Annotated in this window: 16 protein-coding genes; 11 read left to right on the top strand and 5 right to left on the bottom strand. The window is 44.6% G+C overall.

Annotated elements, in window-relative coordinates; all coding sequences use genetic code 11:
- Positions 1-55 precede the first annotated feature (55 nt).
- From OCV56_RS19735 to OCV56_RS19700, 8 genes are all read left to right on the top strand, one after another.
- On the top strand, positions 56-1,264 hold the full coding sequence (locus OCV56_RS19735) for a NupC/NupG family nucleoside CNT transporter (RefSeq protein ID WP_086712549.1): 1,209 nt from the start codon (positions 56-58) through the stop codon (positions 1,262-1,264).
- 297 nt (positions 1,265-1,561) lie between these two features.
- Positions 1,562-1,831, top strand: coding sequence for a hypothetical protein (locus OCV56_RS19730; protein WP_086712550.1), 270 nt, complete (start codon positions 1,562-1,564; stop codon positions 1,829-1,831).
- Between the two features lie 114 nt (positions 1,832-1,945).
- A complete protein-coding gene (locus tag OCV56_RS19725) occupies positions 1,946-3,379 on the top strand; it encodes a TolC family protein (RefSeq protein ID WP_086712551.1) in 1,434 nt (477 codons plus the stop codon).
- Positions 3,376-4,635: an efflux RND transporter periplasmic adaptor subunit gene (locus OCV56_RS19720; RefSeq protein WP_086712552.1), complete on the top strand. Its 1,260-nt coding sequence runs from the start codon at positions 3,376-3,378 to the stop codon at positions 4,633-4,635. The genes OCV56_RS19725 and OCV56_RS19720 overlap by 4 nt, the downstream gene beginning before the upstream one ends.
- Positions 4,636-4,637: 2 nt before the next feature.
- Positions 4,638-7,826 carry an efflux RND transporter permease subunit gene (locus tag OCV56_RS19715; RefSeq protein ID WP_086712553.1) on the top strand — a complete coding sequence of 1,063 codons (3,189 nt, stop codon included), beginning with the start codon at positions 4,638-4,640 and terminating at the stop codon, positions 7,824-7,826.
- Positions 7,827-7,959: 133 nt separating this feature from the next.
- Positions 7,960-8,670, top strand: coding sequence for a response regulator transcription factor (locus tag OCV56_RS19710; protein WP_086712760.1), 711 nt, complete (start codon positions 7,960-7,962; stop codon positions 8,668-8,670).
- Positions 8,667-9,920 (top strand): sensor histidine kinase, encoded by a 1,254-nt coding sequence (locus OCV56_RS19705; protein WP_086712554.1) that lies wholly within the window; start codon positions 8,667-8,669, stop codon positions 9,918-9,920. The genes OCV56_RS19710 and OCV56_RS19705 overlap by 4 nt, the downstream gene beginning before the upstream one ends.
- A complete protein-coding gene (locus OCV56_RS19700; protein ID WP_086712555.1) occupies positions 9,920-10,540 on the top strand; it encodes a class I SAM-dependent methyltransferase in 621 nt (206 codons plus the stop codon). The genes OCV56_RS19705 and OCV56_RS19700 overlap by 1 nt, the downstream gene beginning before the upstream one ends.
- Before the next feature lie 80 nt (positions 10,541-10,620).
- On the opposite strand, the gene OCV56_RS19695 is transcribed toward OCV56_RS19700, so the two are convergent.
- A complete protein-coding gene (locus tag OCV56_RS19695) occupies positions 10,621-11,769 on the bottom strand; it encodes a DUF3541 domain-containing protein (RefSeq protein ID WP_086712556.1) in 1,149 nt (382 codons plus the stop codon).
- 283 nt (positions 11,770-12,052) lie between these two features.
- Between OCV56_RS19695 and OCV56_RS19690 the strand changes: the two genes are divergently transcribed.
- Positions 12,053-13,408, top strand: coding sequence for a diguanylate cyclase domain-containing protein (locus tag OCV56_RS19690; RefSeq protein WP_086712557.1), 1,356 nt, complete (start codon positions 12,053-12,055; stop codon positions 13,406-13,408).
- A gap of 163 nt (positions 13,409-13,571) precedes the next feature.
- The gene (locus OCV56_RS19685; protein WP_086712558.1) at positions 13,572-15,221 is read left to right on the top strand and encodes a DEAD/DEAH box helicase; all 1,650 of its coding nucleotides are present in this window, start codon (positions 13,572-13,574) and stop codon (positions 15,219-15,221) included.
- 631 nt (positions 15,222-15,852) lie between these two features.
- Here OCV56_RS19685 and OCV56_RS19680 read toward each other — a convergent pair.
- Positions 15,853-17,286 carry a DUF3612 domain-containing protein gene (locus OCV56_RS19680; RefSeq protein ID WP_228761196.1) on the bottom strand — a complete coding sequence of 478 codons (1,434 nt, stop codon included), beginning with the start codon at positions 17,284-17,286 and terminating at the stop codon, positions 15,853-15,855.
- A gap of 268 nt (positions 17,287-17,554) precedes the next feature.
- Between OCV56_RS19680 and OCV56_RS19675 the strand changes: the two genes are divergently transcribed.
- Positions 17,555-18,151 (top strand): aldolase/citrate lyase/malate synthase family protein, encoded by a 597-nt coding sequence (locus OCV56_RS19675; protein ID WP_086712560.1) that lies wholly within the window; start codon positions 17,555-17,557, stop codon positions 18,149-18,151.
- Positions 18,152-18,287: 136 nt separating this feature from the next.
- Here the strand turns inward: OCV56_RS19675 and OCV56_RS19670 are convergent, their stop codons facing one another.
- The 3 genes from OCV56_RS19670 to OCV56_RS19660 form a co-directional block, all read right to left on the bottom strand.
- A complete protein-coding gene (locus tag OCV56_RS19670) occupies positions 18,288-19,304 on the bottom strand; it encodes a GGDEF domain-containing protein (protein WP_086712561.1) in 1,017 nt (338 codons plus the stop codon).
- A gap of 423 nt (positions 19,305-19,727) precedes the next feature.
- A complete protein-coding gene (gene cspE, locus OCV56_RS19665) occupies positions 19,728-19,940 on the bottom strand; it encodes a transcription antiterminator/RNA stability regulator CspE (RefSeq protein WP_004740083.1) in 213 nt (70 codons plus the stop codon).
- A 358-nt stretch (positions 19,941-20,298) separates the two neighbouring features.
- On the bottom strand, positions 20,299-21,576 hold the full coding sequence (locus tag OCV56_RS19660) for a cytosine deaminase (RefSeq protein ID WP_086712562.1): 1,278 nt from the start codon (positions 21,574-21,576) through the stop codon (positions 20,299-20,301).
- Positions 21,577-21,585 lie beyond the last annotated feature (9 nt).

Genomic DNA, 21,585 nt, shown 5'->3' with positions numbered 1-21,585 from the left:
TTTGATGTCATTTGCTTGGCTCATGTTCACTCTATAAGGATTACTAGGACACATTATGAATATTCTATTTGGTTTTGTCGGTGTTATTGCACTGATTGCTTGCGCGTACCTGCTATCTGAAAGTCGTTCTTCGATTAACTGGAAAACGGTCATCCGTGCATTACTACTTCAAATCGGCTTCGCAGCCTTAGTATTGTATTTCCCATGGGGACAATTAGCGCTAACAAGCCTAAGTAACGGTGTTTCTAGCCTGCTTGGTTTTGCAGATGCTGGTATTGCTTTCCTTTTCGGTGATCTTGCTACTGAAGGCTTCATTTTCGCGGTTCGCGTACTTCCAATCATTATCTTCTTCAGTGCTTTGATCTCTGCGCTTTATTACTTAGGTATCATGCAGAAAGTGATTCAAATCTTGGGCGGAGCGGTGCAAAAACTGCTGGGTACAAGTAAAGCTGAATCTCTGGTTGCGACAGGTAATATCTTCCTTTCTCAGGGTGAGTCTCCTCTTCTTATTCGTCCATTTTTAAAGTCTATGACTCGTTCTGAACTGTTTGCTGTAATGGCAGGTGGTATGGCGTCGGTAGCCGGTAGTGTACTTGGTGGTTATGCTGGTTTAGGTGTTGAACTTAAATACCTTATTGCCGCAAGCTTCATGGCAGCTCCGGGTAGCTTGTTGATGGCGAAGATCATTGTTCCTGAACGCAGCACACCGAGTGACTACGACCACATTGAGCTAGATAAAGCTGACCAAAGCAACGTAATTGATGCCTTGGCTAGCGGTGCGATGAACGGTATGAAGGTCGCGGTTGCAGTGGGTACTATGTTGATTGCATTTGTGAGTGTGATTGCGATGGTCAACACAGGCTTAGAAAGCCTAGGTGAAACATTTGGTTTTGCGGGTATTACGCTGCAAGCTATCTTCGGTTACCTGTTCTCTCCTCTAGCATGGCTAATCGGTATCCCGAGTGATGAAGTATTAATGGCGGGTTCTTACATCGGTCAGAAGATCGTAATGAACGAGTTTGTTGCCTTCATCGACTTCGTTGAGAACAAAGCGCTGCTATCTGAACACAGCCAAGTGATTGTGACATTTGCTCTATGTGGCTTTGCTAACATCGGCTCTATCGCGATTCAACTGGGTTCTATCGGTGTGATGGCGCCAGAGCGTCGCGCTGAAGTTGCTAACCTAGGTTTGAAAGCGGTAGCTGCTGGTACGCTAGCAAACCTAATGAGTGCATGTTTAGCGGGTATCTTCATCCTGCTTTAAGCTAGATTTAGCAAAGACAGCTAGATTCAGTAAAAGCGGGCACCTTACTTACGGAGTATACGTAAGAAGGGTGTCCGCTTTTTTTTGCTTGCTCGTTAAGCTTATTCGGACTTAACCACTTCTCTCATTGTTTCTATTGTGTTTCAGGCTCACTCGGAAGAGTAATAGAGCAAGCCTGTTTTATCCTATATACTTGAATATCATTAGGTTGCGATTAATAACGTTCGGCTTCGATTAAGAACAATCGGTTTTCACCAGAACAAAGGCAACCAAGTCCAATTAATCAAAGGTCTTCCCATGAACATGCGCGTTCTTATTGGTCTTATCACCACTTTCATTGGCTTGTTTGCGATGGTTTATCTTATTGCTGGTGGTGCTCAGTTTCCCATCTCTCAGTGGCCAAAAGAGGCTTATCTCGGTTTGGTGTTTAGCGTCGTGTGGGGAGCCGGTGTAGCTGCGTCAGTAGCGTACTTCTTCTCGGCACTCATATTTGTCACCGTCGCTGTGGTTTGCTATGCGGTCGGTTATAAAATCGGTGGGTTCTTTTCAAGCGAGCCAGAAGCGTAAATCAGAAGTCTAAACGTACGCTCTTTGCATTTTCTTTTAGGGTTAACGTCCGCCTTAACCCTCCCTTAACCTCCAGCTCGTTATCTTGTCTCCATTCTTACAGGAGACAAGAAGATGAAATTGAATCTTCCTTTAAAACATTCCCTTATTTCACTTGCTTTCATTGGGTTAGTGGGTTGTACGACAACCAGCCAGGCTGACTATGTTTCGCTCGCTGAGCAACGCACTAGTCAGTCACAACAAAGCTTACTCTCAGAGTTGATTCAACAGGCTTCTAGTGATCAAGCGTTTGTTCAACAAGATCTAGACGCTGAGAACCTGCAGCTCACCGATTTAGTGAATGCGCCGGAGCTCGATCTTTATATTGAGCATGCACTCCAGAACAGCCCAAGCCTCCAACAAAGCATCACAGCACTCAAAATAGCCTATGCGCAACAAGGTGTGACGTCTGGCGATCGCTTACCCACCGTAGATGCGAGCTTTTCAGGTAAAGCTGACGAAGGTACCAACGGTTCAAGCACCACAGAAACCTACACCACGGATGTCACGGTTGGCTGGGAGTTGGACTTATGGCAGAAGCTTGCAGATACAAACAACGCCGCTTTAAAAGACATTGCGACGTCTCAGGCTAATCTTCAGGGTGCTCAAGATCTTTTGGTCGCGAGTGTGATGAGAGGCTGGCTTGATATCAGTTTGAAGCAGCAGCTTGTTGATATTGAAACGCAGCGTTTGGTGATTCTAGAAAACAACGAAGAGCTGGTTTTAGAACGTTACCGCGCAGGGCTAGGAAGCCTTGAAGATCTTGATAACGCGAAAACCAGCAGTGCATCGACTCAGGCAACTTTAGCGGACTACCACGAGCAGCTTGCACAAAGCCGACGTGAGTTGGTTCTGTTAACTGGGCAGTGGAGTGGTGAATTTGATGAGTTGTCGCTTGCGGAACTTGGTTCATTCCCAACCATCATTAATCCACTAGACAACATGCCGACACAAGATCTGGCAGGGCGTCCGGATCTTCAAGCCGCTTTCTTCAACATCGAAGCAGAAGCATTGCGCGCAGATGCGGCATATAAAGCCATGCTGCCATCAATCAGCTTATCAGCGAGCCTAACTGACATGGCCGACTCTCCGAGTGAAGCCTTGCTGACAGGGCCTTTGTGGAGCGCACTTGGTCAAGTGTCAGCACCATTGTTTCAAGGTGGCAAGCTGAAAGCACAAGCTGAGATTGCTGACCTAACCACTGAAACCAGTTACTGGGCTTACCAAGAAACCCTACTTAATGCGGTGAATGAAGTGGAAAACGCAATGGGGCAAGAATCCTCACTCACACTGCAACAGCAGCACCTGTCAAACGCATTAGTGAGCGCACAACGCAGTTTCACCAGTTATGAAGAGAAATACCGTCAGGGTTTAGTCGACATTTTTGATCTACTTACTGTTCAGCAACAAACCTACGACCTTGAAGCGCAGCTAACACAAACCATTTATAACCGTCTCGTAAACCGAATTGATTTAGGCCTAGCTCTGGGCTTAGGAGTATCTTCATGAAACTGAATACCATCACAATTGTCATCACTCTCGTTGCTGGTTCAAGCATATTTGCTGCCCTTGCTTACAATGGTTCTCAAGTGGCTCCAATTCCTGAAAAGACGAATGAACTAACGGTTTCAGAGCCACAAGCTATGTCTGTTGGCTCTCAGTCTATTGGGGCAAAGTCTGTTGAAATGACGCCTGTTGAAACGACGACCTTAGCTGCATCACAACAGCAACAAGTGTCCGTGGTACTCGCAACATTGGGTGACTACCAAGCGGAAGTTGTGGGCTACGGAGAAGCAAGGTCGCGTTACGAATTGATGTTTTCAACGGAAGTTGGCGGCCGAGTAGAAACGATAAGCTCGCAGTTTGAAACCGGACAAGTGATAGGCCAAGGCGAGGTGATAGCCAATATCGATTCGACAAGTTACCAACAAGCGGTTACACAAGCGAAGGCGAATGTGGCTCAAGCTCAATTGGATTTATTGGAAGAACAGAGACAAGGTGAACAAGCTAAGTCTGAATGGCAACGTTCTGGTTTGTCTGGCGAGCCTGACTCTCCATTAGTGTTGCGTGAGCCACAATTGGCACAAGTAACAGCAGCTCTAGAAAATGCCAAGCTTGAACTAGTAAAAGCTGAGCAAGACCTCGAAAAAACAACTTTGGTTGCCCCTTTCGATTCGTTGGTCGTGAGTCGTGATGTTCAACCGGGAAGCTACGCGCAAACGGGCGCGCAGATCGCTACGTTATACAGCATCGATGAGGTTGAAGTTTCTGTGCCTCTTTCTGAAAGCCAGTGGTTGAGCCTGCCAAGCAGCGATAACTCGCAATTGAAAGAGCAACCGTGGCCAGTGACTCTATCGAGTTCTGATGGTCAATTCCAATGGCAAGGTTATGTCGAGCGAGTAGAGCAGCACTTACAACAAGACACACGTCAGCGTTCATTGATCGTGAAAGTCGATAACCCTTTGAAGCAAGAAAAAGACCTTTATCCAGGTACGTTTGTTCAAGCAACGATTTCAGGCAAACAATTAACTCAATTATGGGAGCTTCCAGCTTCTGCACTTTCGCAGCAGGGTGACCTGTGGTTCGTCGATGACAGCGGTCAGCTTTCTAAATCAAACGCGGATGTTGAGTTTGAAAAAGGCGGTTTGATTTACATCGATCCTACCAAACTGGGCGTGGAAATTGACGATAGTGTTCAAGTGGTTAAGCGTCCGTTAAGCAGCTTTAAAGCGGGCATGGTCGTTTTGGCTAAGGCGGAGGGCTAGTCATGTCTCATGAGTTGAAACCGAATAGCCGAATGGACAGTAACCAGACGCCGAGCAAACCACATACTGGCGCAATCGCATGGTTCGCGAATAACTCTGTGGCGGCGAACTTGCTGTTAGTGGGCGTGATCATCATTGGCCTGTTATCACTGAACTCACTGCGTAAAGAAGCATTTCCAAGCCTTGAACCTGATGTGGTGACAGTGTCTGTAACCTATGACAGTGGTGACCCTATCCAAGCGGAAGAAGGTATTGCGATTAAGATTGAAGATGCGTTAGAAACCGTGCCGGGCATTAAGCGTATTACGTCGACTTCTGACGCCAATGGCAGCCATGTTTCAATTGAGAAAACGAGCACTTATGATCTTGATGTCCTATTAGCCGACGTGAAAACCAAGGTTGATGCGATCAATAACCTACCTGCAGGCGCTGATAATCCAGTGATTGATAAGGCTCGTATGCAAGATCACGCCTTATGGGTACAGCTTTATGGGGATGCAGATAGAGCAACGCTACAGAGTTTAGCCGAGCAACTTAAGTCGGATTTACTGAGTCAGTCTTCGATTCGCGACCTGGAAATCAAGGCCAAGGCTGATCCTATGATTTCAGTCGAGGTTGATGAGAACAAGCTGCAAGCTTACGGTTTAACTCTGACTGACGTTTCAGAAGCTATTAATGCGGAGTCTTCTGCTGCCATCTCTACTAGCCTTCGCAACGGCGAAAAAACGGTTCGTTTGAAGGTGTCTGAACAGGCGTATGAGATCCAAGATTTCAACGCGATTCCGGTGATGACGACCAGCGATGGCACTCAAATTACACTGGGTGATATTGCCAACGTTGAAGATATGTTTGCCGACGATACCTTCATGCTGTCGCGTTATAACCAACAGAATGCGATGGCGATTCAGATCGTGATGGATGAATACGGAGACGTGGTCAGCATTGTTGAGCAAGCAGAGAAAGTGGTAGAGCGCTGGGAGAACAGCAACATGCTGCCTAGCGATGTCGAAATTGAAACTTGGTACGACAAAAGTACCATGATCAAAGATCGCTTGAGCCTATTGGTGAAAAACGCGTTAACTGGTATTGCTTTGGTGTTTATCGTGTTAGCGGTATTCCTTAACGTGCGTGTCGCTTTCTGGGTTGCTGCGGGCTTACCGTTTGTGTTCTTTGGCACCATGTTCTTCATGACCGACACCTTTATGGGGTTAACCATCAATGAAATGACCACGTTTGGTTTCATTATGGCGCTCGGGATAGTCGTTGATGATGCGGTGGTAGTCGGGGAAAGTATCTACTCCACACGCAAAGAAGAAGGCGACTCAATTGGCAGTACCATTCGAGGCACCATGAAGGTGGCATCACCGACCATATTTGGTGTGTTGACGACGGTTGTTGCCTTCTTAGCACTGGCTAATGTGGAAGGCAACATGGGGCAGATTTACGCTCAATTTGGTACGGTCGTGACTATCTGTTTGTTACTGTCTTTGGTTGAGTCTAAGTTCATTCTGCCATCTCACCTTGCACACATTAATACTAAGCGCAGTGAGAAGAAGGGGCTATGGGCTCGCGTTCAACATGCTGCCGATACTGGATTAGGTTGGTTTAATAAGCGCATCTATTGCCCTGTGATTGAATGGGCGTTGAAACTGCGTTACGCCGTGGTAATGGTTTTCTTATCACTGCTTATCTTGGTGGCAGGGTTGCCAATGACAGGCGCGGTTCGTGTGGCGTTTTTCCCTGATATGCCGGGTGACACCGTGACTGCTGATATGTCGATGCAAAACGATGCGAGCTTTGGTCAAACACAACAAAACTTGTTGGTACTTGAAGCTGCGGCAACACAAACGGATGAAACTCTGAGAGCGCAATACGGTGCTCAAGATGAAGCATCGGAACTGCTTAGCCTTCAGGTTATCGCTGATGCCGATGATTCTGGCCAAGTGAAAATTGAATTGGATAGCGACAGTGTTTACACATCGAACGAGTTTGCAGACACATGGCAAGAGGCTGTGGGCCAAATGGAAGGGGTTAAGAAGCTTAAAATCTTGTCTAAAATGGAGATGGTCGACAACTTCAAAGTGGAACTGAAAGCGTGGAATGAAGAATCAGTGACCGCGGCGGGCAATGAGTTTTTAACCAAGCTTCAAGCGATTGATGGTGTGAGTGGCATTGATCATAACTTGGATCTTGGCGAGCCTCAGTATCGTTTCGAATTAACACAACAAGGTCGTGCGCTAGGTTTTGATACGGCAAGCCTTTCACAGCAAGTATTACAGGCGTTTGGTGGTGACATCGTTCAGCAATTCCAACGTGGTAAAGATGAAGTGAAAGTTCGAGTTCGTTACCCAGAATCAGCTCGTCAAACCATTGCGGATATCAAGCAATCGAGCGTGAGAACCAACGACGGTACCGTGGTGCCTTTGAGTACTGTTGCGGAAGTACATTCAGATTACCAAGTTTCAGAGATTACACGTATTGATAGTCAACGAGCTGTTTACATCAGTGCTGTTCTAGATAAAGACGTCGTTGCACCTGCAGAGCTTGTTCATCAACTGCAAGAAACGCTAGTACCGGATCTAGAAGCGCAATATCCCGGGTTAACGGTCGATTTTGCAGGCGAAACGGAAGAGCAAGAAGAGACGGCTAGCTCAATGATGAGCATGTTTGTGCTCGCTATGATTGCGATTTACACGCTGCTTGCTATCCCGCTGAAGTCTTACATTCAACCGGTGATCATCATGACAGCGATTCCATTTGGTATTGTTGGCGCAATCCTAGGACACTGGTGGAATGACTTAACAATCAGTATCCTATCGTTAAACGGTATTTTAGCGTTGAGCGGTGTGGTAGTGAATGACAGCTTGTTGTTGGTTTCCCGTTTTAACGAGTTAATCAAGGAGAAGGGCAAGTCGGTTCACGATGCGATTGTTGAAGCGTGTTCTGGTCGACTGAGAGCCGTTTTACTCACATCGGTTACAACGTTCGCAGGTTTGACGCCACTATTAAGTGAGACGTCTTTGCAGGCTCAATTCCTGATCCCTGCAGCAGCGGCGTTAGGCTACGGTATTTTGTTTGCAACACTTATTACACTGATTCTGACGCCAGCATTATTAATGATTCAATGTGAGATTAAGTCGCTGATTCTTAAAGTCACAAATCGAGTCAAAGGCGTTGAACAAACGGCTTAACAATAGCTAAGCTAATGATATCTAGGCTGATGGGGCAGAGTGAGTCTTTGCTACATCGGTCTAGGTTCGTTACCGATCAAGATACAAAGATCACTGCGAAGCTACACTACAACTAACAATAGAGGTCGTCATGATGGCAGAATCCGTCACTAATAAACTCACAGATAAGCTTCAATTGCTTTTGGTTGAAGACGACCTCGATTTGGCGACTGCTGTTATCGATTACCTCGATTTAGAAGACATCCAGTGTGATCATGCAGCCAATGGTTTAGCGGGCCTTAACCTAATAGAAACCAATCGTTACGACGCGGTGATCCTCGATCTGAACCTACCTAAGATGAACGGGTTGCAGGTTTGTGAAAACCTTAGAGCACAGGGGATCGACACACCAGTATTGATGCTGACTGCACGTGATACGTTAGATGATAAATTGACGGGTTTTTCAAAAGGGGCCGATGACTACTTGATCAAACCATTTGCGATGGAAGAGCTAATTGTTCGAGCGCAAGTATTGGCCAAGCGACGCAGTGGTCAGGTTAGCCGATTATCGGTGAGCGATCTGGAGCTCGATCTTAAACAGCATCAAGCTTATCGTGCTAACTCACCTCTCAAGCTTTCCCCAACTGCGCTCAAAATATTAGAAGTTTTGATGCGTTCTAGCCCCAATCCCGTCTCAAGAGAGACGATAATTCAGGGTGTGTGGGGCGATGACCAACCAGACAGTAATAGCTTAAAAGTGCATATTTTCAATCTACGTAAACAAGTCGATGCTGAACAAGACAACAAATTACTTCATACCATTGCGGGTAAAGGGTTTGCGATTAAGGAGCAACCAGAAGGATGAAGATTAGACCAAGCTTAAGAATCTATGTTTTGCTGGCGATTCTGGTTACGGGCGTAACGACGATTCTGGTTCTATCAGCATTGAGTATAAATTACTTTATCTCAGGTATGGATGTCGCTATGCGTGGTTCTATGATTGCTCAAGCTCAGCAAGAGATTGTGAAACCGGGCAAGCCTATGACCAATCAAGAGTTTACGGTTGCAACGCAATGGAGCGATTTACCACAAGGTATTCAAACTCATATTGAGCAGAATAACGTTGAGTTAAATGTCATCTCAAAAAAGGTTCTTGGTAAGTCAATCTTTGCACCGCCAAAAGAAGGTTACTTTGTCATGAAAGTGATGAAGGGAGCTGAAGTGCGTTACGTTTCTGCTGTGTTTGACCAAAAACAAGACCATTTCTTAGACGACAAAGCGCTGCCTCACTTTGTGACAATTTTTCTGACGGCGTTAGCCGCGATTGTTCTCTTTTTTGCGATTTTAGTTTTGATATTACGTAAAGTAGCATCGCCTGTTGAGCAGCTAAAGAATTGGGCCAAGTCGTTAGACAAAGATAACCTCAATGAACCCACTCCCGATTTTCACTTCAGTGAGTTGAACACCTTAGCTAACATCATTCGCGATAGCTTAAGCTCGGTTCAAAGCAGCTTAGAACGAGAACAGAAGTTCTTAGGTTACGCGAGTCATGAGTTACGCACGCCTATTGCAGTGACAAGAACCAACAGTGAACTGTTAGAGAAGTTGATTCAAAAAGGCAAGAGCCCAGAAAAGCAACTTGAAGTGATAGACCGAATCAAGCGTGCGGGCTTTACCATGACAGACCTGACTGAAACCTTGTTGTGGCTGACACGACAGCAAGACAAAGATTTGCCGCTGGAAAACACACATATCGGCGACATGTTGCAACAGATAAACCATGACTTAACCTATCTATTAAATGGAAAAGATGTGGCAGTGAACCTTGAAAGCGACGACACACAGTGCCAGTTGCCTGTCGGGCTAACTCGAATTGTATTGACTAACTTGATCCGTAATGCCTTTCAACATACAGGAAGCGGGACGGTGGATATCGTTCAAGTGGGCTTAAAAGTCACCATTGTTAATCACAATACCGATGGCGCGGAAGAAGACAATCATTTGGGCTTTGGTTTAGGGCTAGAGCTCACCGAGAAGCTGCTCGCGCAATACCAATGGCAATACCATAACCAAGAGTTGGCTGGTGGACGTGAAGTGTGGGTGGATTTCTCGTAATGCACTGGCGTGATCGTCTTAAGGTGTATTGGTATCACCGAAAGCAGACTAACCGTTCGAATGGTGATAAAGCGAAGTCTTTAGGTTGGACTAGCGAAGAGAGCCAATTATGTCGCTTTGAAGTGATTGCTCGCTCAGCCGATTTTGAGAAAAAAAGTGTTTTGGATTTAGGCTGTGGCTACGGAGAGTTGTTTGAACTGCTCGACAGTATCTATTGCATTCAATCGTACACGGGCGTTGATCAACACGCAGACTTCCTCAAAAAGGCTAAGCAAAGCTACACCGAGGCTCGTTGTCAGTTTTTATCGGGTGATATGAGTAAGATGAATCTCCGAGCACACGATGTGGTTATAGCAAGTGGCTCACTGAATTATATCTCTCGTGATTCAGACTACCTGATCAACATGATCACTCGTATGTTTGAATTGGCGAATCAAACGGTGATTTTTAATCTTCTCAATTCAAGCCAATATCCTTCGCGTAACACCTTAATGAGTTATCACCCTCAGGGCGTGTATCGCTTCTGTAAAACGTTGTGTGACGATGTCTCTCTGATAGAAGGCTACGCTGAAGGGGATTTCACGATAGTGATGAACAAAGTCCCCCCAGAACCTGTGTGATGGTTTGGTAAGAATTTAAAAAGCCGCAGGCCTCGGAAGGCATGCGGCTTTTGGGGTTCTAAACAACCTAGATATTGCTGCTAGTTCTTCAGCGGTTGGTTTTTTATGAGCCCGTAAGGGGTATTAGTAAATACCTTAGGGTTACCTTCGTAAGTCGGTGCTTCATTCACTTGTTGCCAATCGAGTAGCATGATTGCTAGCACATTGCGGTGTTCACCGTACTCAAGGTCAAAATCGCCAGTAATTGAAGGGATCATGCCTTGTTTCTCATCGATTGAAGCTTGAATCGCGAGTCGAGTTTTCTCGACAACGGGATCATCTTCTAAACCTGCCAATAAGAAGGTTAATCCAACCTCAGCGATCACATCTTCTTTCGCACGAAGTAGAATCGTATCGATGTTTTCTCTGAAGTAATCGTAGATCCATTGATGATCTTGTTCGCTTACTTGATGCTGGTAGTACTCGGAGTCGCCAAAGATGACGTGCGTCATGCCATAGATTTTATTGCCAAATTGCTGGCTTGAGAGTTTCTTATCTTTATCGTCTGGGTATGCCTTTTTGAAGGTATCGACGAACTCATCAACGACATCTTGTTCACCCAGTTGGCGCAGCCAGTATACCTGATTAGCTAATTGAGCCGCCCACGTTTTCACCATGTCTTGATTGGTTACATATCGTGAGAAGTCATAGCGACGAATGATTTCGCGCAGCTTGGCGTCGTTCTTGTGCTCTAAACCGTATTCATTAGCACGAGCCATTGAACCAAGAAGGTCGACGCCAAGGTAGAGGTATTCTGGCATGTGCTTGGTGATGTTGTAGCGTCGAACACTGCGCTCATCGTTATCCCCAATATAAGATGCAACACGCTTCTCTGAGTAGAGTACGATTTGTTCCATGGTTTGAACATCATTTGACAGGGTGCTGAGCTTGCTTGCCACTCTTGCCATGTCACTCCACACTGCAGCGGAATATTTGTCGTCTAATGTCTGACGATACATTCGCAGCCCGTAGTGACCCTCTTTGAATGCAGGTAGAGTGTACAGCTGGCTTTCGTAGGTGGTGCGAATAAGGTCAGCAGACTGCTTGAAAGACTGTTCTTGAGAGTTGAGCGAATCTGCTTGGAATTGAACGCTCGCTACGGTTGGCGCTTGAGCGTTTTCTTGTGCGTGAACAGCAACGGCAACAGAGGCTGATAGCAATGTACACAGTGTGATAGTTTTTAACTTCATGTCGTGAGGTACCAAGCTGATTGATAGTTTATGTAAAATAACATTGATGAATCCTTTAATGTAAGCTTTGAGTCAATACAATGTTAGCTTTATAAGGTTCACTAACCCTTTTTGATTAAATCATTCGTTTAGTTAAGAAGTCTGAAGTGATGAATGACTCAATATTTGATAGATAGTCGACGTTAGTATAGATTTTTAATGACTTAGCGGCATACTAGAGTAATAAGCCAGAAATGAGCCGTTATAAGGCAGTATATAGAACAAAAGTGTTAGAGGTTCGTCAATGCCAAGTGGTTCTAGCAAGCAGTGGTCTGCCAAAGTAGTATCTTTTCTTTTCTTCCTTGCGATAGTAAGCGCAATAGAGTTCTTTCACGCCAAGCAATTAACTTTTCTTAAAAACGAATCGTATTCAGAGGCAAAAAAGCAACTATCCATTATTCGTTCTCGGATTGAAGCCGCGATCGTGTCAGATATGTATATCCTCAATAATTTCTCGACTTTAGTGACCATCAACCCCGATGGTGAAGTGAAAAATTGGGACAAGATTGCTGAGAATATCATTCAAGATGGCTTCCATATTCGACTTATCGGGCTCGCCAAAGACGACATTCTAAATTTTGTTTACCCTCTGGAAGGCAATGAGCAGATTCTCGGTATCAATTATCGTGACCATCCAAATCAATGGGAGTCTGTTGAGATAGCTCGTAATCTTGGCAACACTTTTATCGCTGGTCCCTTTGAACTGTTTCAAGGAGGGCAAGCCCTCATTACACGCACTCCGATCTTTAGAGATCCGCCATTCAATCAAGATTACTGGGGTGTCTCTAGTGCTGTAATCGGTTTAGATGAGCTGTTTGAAGATATAGGGATCGGGAACATCGAAAATAAGTATCAACTCGCGATTCGCGGTGTAAACAGTTCAGGTAAAGATGGCGCTGTCTTTTATGGCTCTCAGGATGTGTTTGATAATGCGTTTACCACCGAACAGGTGAGCTTTCCATATGGTGGTTGGTACCTTGCTCTCTCCGGCAACGAGCATGTATTAATGGATGAGCCTTGGTATAGAATTCAAGCGGTAAGACTGGTGGGTTACTCCACAATGTTAGTGCTGGCGTTTGCCTTCTTTACTATATATCGCCTGTACCGCATTGCAGATAGCCGCTCTATGCATGATGCGCTAACGATGTTACCGAATCGCAGATATTTCATGTATAGCCTCAACCAGGCCTTTAACACCACTCTCAAACAGAGAGCAAGAACCTTTGCCGTTGTAAATATAGACCTCGATGGGTTTAAAGCAATCAACGACACTTATGGTCATGCGGCTGGCGATCAGGTATTGATCGAGTGCGCGAACCGCATTAGGAGTGAGTTGCGTGTTTCAGATATCGTCGCAAGGATAGGAGGGGATGAATTTTTACTTTTATTGCCACGCATCATCGATGATCAACACGTATCTTCGATAGTGACTAAACTACGAAAGGCGATATGTTCGGCCCCCGTTGTTTACGAGGCGCATTCTATTTACCTTCGAATTAGCGTCGGTTGGGTTATTCATAGTAACAACTACAATGATGTCGATGCACTCTTGAAAGCCGCTGATGAAAAAATGTACGAACAGAAGCGACAAGTCATCTAAGTTGAATTTAAGCTGCGATTAGAATTTAGTTGCTGAATGTGGTGAAAAGCCTCAGAATACCGCGCTTTGCTCCGTATCAATGTATTTGATGAGTAAAAGCTGAAGCAACGCACTTTTGAACGTGTTGCTCATACTAAATGTTATTCAACTGAGAAAATAATCTATGAGTTTTACCTCCCTTGGCCTTTCTGAACCGATCCTTAAAGCTATTGAAGCACAAGGTTACGATAAGCCATCACCAATACAAGAGAAAGCCGTGCCAGCTGTCCTAACGGGCAAAGATGTGATGGCCGCTGCTCAAACAGGTACAGGTAAAACTGCAGGCTTCACGCTACCTATTCTTGAAATGTTATCGAAAGGCCCTCGCGTACGTCAGAATCAAGTTCGTGCGCTAGTGCTAACGCCAACTCGTGAGCTTGCTGCACAAGTGAATGGAAGCGTAGTGAAGTACGGTATTAACTTACCGCTTACTTCTACGGTAGTGTTTGGTGGCGTGAAGATTAACCCTCAGATGCAAAAACTGCGTAAAGGTAGTGACGTGCTGGTGGCAACACCAGGTCGTCTGCTTGACCTATACAACCAAAATGCAGTGCGTTTTGACCAACTAGAAATCCTAGTGCTAGATGAAGCGGACCGCATGCTAGACATGGGTTTCATCCGCGATATCCGTAAGATCTTGGCTTTCTTGCCTAAGAAGCGTCAGAACCTACTGTTCTCAGCGACGTTCTCTGATGATATCCGCAGCTTAGCGAAAGGCTTGGTGAACAATCCTGTTGAGATTTCAGTCAGTCCTGCAAACTCTACGGCAAAAACGGTTGAGCAAAGCATCTATCCAGTAGATAAAAAGAAAAAGAGTGCAATGCTAGCGAAGCTAATCAAAGATAACGATTGGCGACAAGTTTTGGTGTTCAGCAAAACAAAACACGGTGCAAATAAGCTTGCGCGTTTTCTTGAAGAGCAAGACATCACTGCAGCACCTATTCATGGTAACAAGAGCCAAGGTGCACGTACTAAAGCCTTAGAGAACTTTAAAACAGGTAAGGTACGAGTACTTGTTGCGACTGATATCGCCGCTCGTGGTATTGATATCCCGCAACTGCCTCAAGTGGTTAACTTCGATCTTCCACATGTATCAGAAGACTATGTACACCGTATAGGTCGTACTGGCCGTGCTGGTGAAGTTGGTAAAGCGATTTCATTGGTTTGTGCTGATGAGGTAGGTGAGTTGTTCGGTATTGAACGCCTTATTCAACAAGTGTTAGAGCGCCGTGAACTTGAAGGTTTCTCTCCTGTAAACAAGTTACCTGAATCTCGTTTGGATTCCCGTCCAATTAAGCCTAAGAAGCCGAAGAAAGCAAAACAACCACGTGAGCATGCTGATGGGCAACGCTCTGGAGATAACGCTCGTGGGCATAAGCCAGCAGGCAAGAACAAGCGTCATGTAGCCGGTAATGGATCTGCGCCAAAGCGTAAGCCAACGGCTGGAAAGAAGCCGACTGAAAACAATTCAGCCGCGACAGGTGAAGATAAATCAGTGAGAAACAACGGCAGCAACTTTAAGCGCGGTAATGCAGGCAATAAACCTGCCGCAAATAACACAAGTTCTCAGAACACTTTGAGCAAACCAAGCGGTGCAGGTAAATCTAACGGTACAGGTAAGCCAAACAACGCGGGTAAACCTGCAGGCAAACCTAAGAAGTCGGGTTACGGTGGCAGTTATGGCCCAAGCAAATCATCGAACAAGCCAGCAGGAAGCAAGCCTTCGACAAACAAACCGTCTAGAAGCCGCTCTAAGCCAGCTCCTCAAAAGTAATCTTTGCTGAGATATTGAGAGTAACGAACCGGAGTCGCGTGATAAAAAGGCGTCTCATTGGCTAAGTACTTTCTGTCATAGAAATTGATTAAGCGCGAATATTGAATATCAATGTTCGCGTTTTTTATGCCTGTTATTTTGTCGTTTGAGAAAGTAGTAGGAGAGGATAAAACGGTTGAATCTATTGATAAATTAGACTTTAGGGGAAGGGTAACGAATCGTTAATGATTTTTTAATAACAACATAATCACTAGCGTTTTTGTGGTTTTTTGCAATTTGCAATTTCAGTTTGCAAAACAAACAAGACTTTACGGCGAATACGTGTCCAGATGCGTAGTAAATACGTATTTTAAAAGTTGGCACGTATGCTGCATTAGTAATGGTGACCCTTCTTAAGCCGAGGGTCACCTAGCCAACTGACGTTGTTAGTGAGCCTTTATTGTTCACACAAAATATATGACCAATCACCCTTTTGTGATTGGTTTTTTTTTGCCTGAATTTTAGGCTCTATTTGTTTTATTGCTTTTTACTAATAGTCGTTGCTCCATAAAGCCAAGTAGGCAAAACAAAGCTATCCAGACAAAAGAAGTAGAACACGATAACTGCTTATCATGTCCGTACCTCAATTGCTTTAACACTCACCACACTTTGAGTAACAGCTTGGTTGGCGCGGGCACTCTCCACCTCTGGAGCAGATAAGCCTAGCCTCTGTTTCTATCCCACGTTCAATCCAATTTATATTTAGAATCTTGGCTATTGTCGTGAGATCTTTTTTGATGTTACGCGGTATTGCTACAGAGCCGCCATTGTTGACGCACGAAGCTTTTAGCTGCTCTGCTATTTCTCTCGAATTACCACCTTGAGCATCAATCGCTGGATTGAGGTCTATACCTGCACACAATACGCGATTGTTACCCGCTGGGTCCGTCATATTGATGGATTCACAGCAGTAGATTCTTGGCTCATCACCTACATTCAAAATGGAGATCTGAGCAGAGCTACCCGCTCGAGGTTCAGATAATCGACGGAACACAGCCCAATGTTGACATGGGTCAGCGACCGTTCTCATATTGCCCCAAGGCAGTGGAATCCCGTTCCCGCGGTACACCGCCTTGAGTTTCCCCGGTCCATAAGCATCAAAGTAGTGCCAGTGAGGGTAGGGCGATACTACCGTCATTCGACGCATCGCAACAGAGGGGGAAACCCCTGCTCTTTTGTGAACGTCGATTTCGTAACCAGTACGATCGAGAAGCTGTCTGAACGGGACTTTGGGGCATAGCAGCGCGCCAGCAAAGAAGCTGGATTCAAAATCACGCCATGCTTGAAGAATGTCTTGAGAGTTGAGTTGGGAAGAGCCTGATACTTGGTTGTCGTCCCATGTGTTGTTATTACCGACTGATAACACACTCTTTAGGCCTTCTTTGCTGTGCAGAATGCAATGGCCGATATAAACCGATAGGTCGTATTTCAGACGTGTTGGATACTCTTTAAGAATCTCGTTTAAGAAGATAGTTCCGGGAGGCTCAAAGAAGGAGGTCACTAACTGCTTAGCGTTAATTCCGAGCTCATCGACTACGTCCTGCGGCGTCCGAGTAACCCAACGGATGTTGATTCCTAGGCTTCTAGCGATGTCTATGAGGTCTTCTACGCTGAGGTTGAGGCGTTTCAGGCCAACCTCCTCTGCAGCACGCTCAAGGTCAGGGAAGTGGTTCTGGTTGCTCTCTTGATGCGCTCGAATCAATAGGTGTGCAAACTGTCGACCAGAGATCCCTGTTTGCGATAGCATTTCAGGAATCGCAATTTGTAGGATGTCGTTAGAGAAAAGGAAGCTCGGCTCGAGTGCCATGCCACTTATTCCGCCGCGATTCCCTTTATCTGGAGCTATGGCTTGCTGTTCTGATTCGTCGTCGAGGAACCATGTTGGATTTTTCTGAAAGACCTGTGCAATCACTTCCAGCATATCGATGCTTGGCACCCGCTTTCCACGTTCAATCATTGAAAGGTAAGAAACAGAAGGGGCATATTCTGGGTTGATTCTGATACAACGCGCAGACAGATCTTCCATTGTTAAATGGTTACGTTTTCTTAGGTTACGTATTTTCGTACCTAGGAAATGTGACTGACGAACTAAACTTTTTGACAAGGCCATATTTGTAAAATTCACATTGTAAAATTTTTGTTGTGAAATTGTATGTAAAAAAGCGCTAATCTACAAACTAAGCAATTCACAAAATGACAAATAAATTAAACGTTAGTTTGGAATAATTGCTCTAGGACACATTTTTGCTTTAGAAATCGGTGGTTATCACCGGACTGGTCAAGAGGGAAAGACTATGAATATGCTTACATTCGATAAAACAGAAATCCAAAAACAATCAAAACCATTTATCGCTGAAGCTGTCTTTGCCGTGGAGACGATCAGTGCAAACCAGCAAACTGAAAAGCAAGTTAAAGCAAAGCAGCTACTTGATCGACTATTCCCATTTGAGAATGGCTCACATCAAGACGTAACCAGTTATGTCGTTGATTACCGCCACATCATGGCTTACTTTAAAGATGGTCAGCACAGTGGTCTAAAGTACCCTAAACAGTTTGTAGCGTACATGGGTGAGAAGAATGATCCAGACTCTATCTTGTTCCGAGATGGCAGTGGAAGCCACCTAGAGGTGATGTTTGGCTGCCATAAAGGGACAGGCTGTATTGAACTAGTAGAAATCGATGATATTCAGTTGGAATCATGTACTACGTTTGGCCAATCACCAATGGAAGCAACCACCACAATGCGAGAAGAGACCATTGCAGCAATGCGCCATTGGATCAGTTTGATTCAAGGTGATGCAAAGGGTAAACCAAAGGCATGCAGTGAAGATAAAGAGTTCAGAGCAAAAAGTGGTGAAGATTACTGTCTTAATTACTGCTTTCAGCTCTAGTGGTGAACCCTAGGTAACGAAATCAATTTGTACAGTTAAAGAAAAAGCCCCAGAGATAATGTCTTTGGGGCTTTCTAATTTCAATAAAGGCGAACCACGTGTAATTGGCTTAAATAGCCCGGACTAATGATGGTCCTTATAGAGGCATAACGCGATTACGGCCAAGTGTTTTAGCTTCGTAAAGCAACTTATCTGCGCGTTCAATCAACGAGTGTGGTGACTCTCCAGGCTCGAGTTCAGCAACGCCAAAAGAGGCGGTAATATTCCCGACCTGCTCACCACTGCGGCGATCTTTAATCGACAGCTTTTCGAGAGAGCGACGGTTTGTGTCAGCAAGCTGACGAGCAATTCGCAAAGATTTATTTGGCACAATGAGAGCGAATTCTTCGCCACCGAAGCGATAAGCTGAAATACCTTCACGACAACTTAGCTTGAGTTTGCGAGCAATTCCTTTTAGGACCATATCGCCAAATAGGTGTCCATAGGTGTCGTTGAAATTTTTAAAGTGGTCTATATCGAGAAGAATCAGACAAAGAGATTGTTGCGCTTCACATAAGGTTTCTATATCGCGATCGAAAGAACGACGGTTATAAAGTGTTGTTGTGCTATCAAAAAGCGCATCTTTCTGTACTTCTACTAACTGGTTTTTCAGCTTGGTGATTTCTGATGTTGCAGAGTTCAACTGAGAGTTTAGAAACTGAGTAGAGTGACGAATATGACGAGATTCAGAAACGAGCTGTCGAACCAAAGACATGACTTCATCAATAGATAAGCTTTCATTATCAACACGAGCCAAGTCCTCGAAGCTTTTGTCGATCATGTCAGAAAAAGCAGAGGTGTCAGTCAGGGTGTCATTCATTGAATTGGAAACTTCAGAAACTAACAGTTCTAAATTAGCGCGAAGGTCATTGATATTGGTTTCGGATGTGCTAGCAACATAATTGTTGTATAGCTGTTCACCAACGGCAGGAGGACAAATACCGTAGTGCTCTAAAACACCATCCATGTCTTGAGTCAGCTGGGGAATAGCGTTATCGACATAGGTGTACCAAAGTGCGTAATTTGCAGGTGTCGTTGACACCCTGTTCTTCATCATAAGAGGCACCGCTTTTTTTAGATTTGCGGTGGATTTCTGAAATTCGTCTTTGTTCATTATTTTTACTGCAGATACCAAACCAACTAAGCCACTTGTTGACAAGGTTAGCGGATTTCGAAGGTCTTTGCTTTAAAAATTATATAATTAATGGATGAGGGTTGGATTAATCACTCATTTTTATTATGAATATCGATTGTGAACTTATAACGGTTATCTAATGGGTTGTTCTTTAACCATATTTTGCGTTGTTTACTTTGCAACAGCGATGTCGACATGAGCACTAAAGCAAGGTAATGATTTCAGAAAGTCACGCTATATGTGGACAAGCCAAAGTGAGGTTGTTTGTAGTAGGGGAGCGAGTGATTTAAGAGTGGGTAGAAAAAATGATTAGCAGTAAGGAAGCATAGGGTACTTTTCATTAGATACAAAAAAGCGCCGATAAAAATCAGCGCTTTAAAATTCTTTTTAGCTAAATGCTAATTATTGAGCAACAACGTTTGCTGCTTGTAGGCCTTTTTGACCGTTTTCAACTTCGAAAGAAACCTTTTGGCCTTCTTTCAGAGTTTTGAAGCCTTCAGAAACGATTGCACGGAAGTGTACGAATACGTCAGCGCCGCCGTTGTCTTGAGAAATGAAACCGAAACCTTTCTCTTCGTTAAACCATTTTACAGTGCCAGTATTTGTGTTAGACATAATTTGTCCCTTATTCATAAGTTTTCTAAATTGTTGATTGCATTCGATGCAATGCGCTGATAATTGGATTATTTAAAATTGCTAAGAAATAAGGAAAAACTACTTACAAAAACGGGTAACGATTTTACATGTCAATTTTTTACTATTCATCTAACTTAAATAACTCCGGCTAACAGAGCGAGAGCATGGTAACACAGTCTTTTGAGATGTACACGTATTGCTTAAGAATTTTGTGCTTTTTTTGTCATACCGTGCGAATGTACAAAATTTACACTGATTTAGTGATAGTTTTGTCGCTTCGTCCAATACAACAAAAGGAAGCATCTCAGCTTCCTTTTGATCATTAGTATAGACGATATTAACGCTTAAAGTTGATATCTTCAGTTTGAGCTAAATTTATTTTGGTTTTAGCTGGTTGAGTCTCTGCAATCACCTTACCGTGGCGTATTGAGTACTGCACTGGTACTTGGCGGCGCACGGCATCAAAGCCATTGTCAGCAGGAAGAATCAGTAAGCTGCCTGGCTTACCTTCTTCAATACCGAAGTTGTCTTGGATATTCAATGTGCGAGCCGAATTCTTGCTGATCAAATCAAGTGAAGTGTTGATTTGATCGTAGCCCATAACTTGTGTCACATGCAGCCCCATGTGCAGAACCTGAAGCATGTTCGCTGTGCCCAGTGGGTACCATGGATCAAACACATCATCGTGACCAAAACAAACGTTGATGTTTGCTGCTAGCATCTCTTTCACACGAGTTACGCCACGGCGTTTCGGGTAATCATCAAAACGGCCCTGCAAGTGAATATTCACTAACGGGTTTGCCACGAAGTTGATACCAGACATCTTCAATAGGCGGAACAAGCGAGATGCGTAAGCACCGTTGTAAGAGCCCATCGCAGTCGTGTGGCTTGCTGTTACCTTTTCACCCATTTCAAACTTATGAGCAAGGGCTGCTAGTGTTTCAACAAAACGAGATTGTTCGTCGTCAATCTCGTCACAGTGAACATCGATCAGACAGTCGTATTTACGTGCAAGCTCGAAAACGTAATGCAGAGATTCAACACCGTATTCACGAGTGAATTCGAAGTGAGGGATAGCACCGATAACGTCAGCGCCGATCTTCACTGCTTCTTCAAGCAACTCTTTGCCGTTAGGGTATGAAAGAATGCCTTCTTGAGGGAATGCAACGATCTGGATGTCGACCCATTCTTTCATCTCTTCACGAACTTCAACCATCGCTCTTAACGCAACTAACGTTGGGTCAGATACGTCAACATGAGTACGGACGTGTTGAACACCGTTAGCTATTTGCCATTTCAGTGTTTGCTTGGCACGAGACTTTACGTCTTCGATTGATAACAGTTCTTTGCGCTCAGCCCAACGCTCAATACCTTCAAACAAAGTGCCAGAGATGTTCCAGTTTGGCTCACCAGCAGTTTGAGTGGTATCTAGGTGGATGTGCGGTTCACAGAAAGGAGTAACTGCAATGCCACCTTCAGCATCAAGGATGTCACCTTGATGATTGATTTGTGCGTCATTATCGAGAATGCGAGAAAATTGACCATTTTCAATCAGAATCTGTTTCAAGCCCTCTTGGTCTTGAAGTTTCGCGTTCTTGATTAATAAGGTTGTCATAGTGTGTCC

It is taken from the genome of Vibrio gigantis (assembly GCF_024347515.1).
GTDB lineage: Bacteria > Pseudomonadota > Gammaproteobacteria > Enterobacterales > Vibrionaceae > Vibrio > Vibrio gigantis.
The sequence above is the reverse complement of the archived record's forward strand: the minus strand, read 5'-3'. Positions and strand labels throughout refer to the sequence as shown.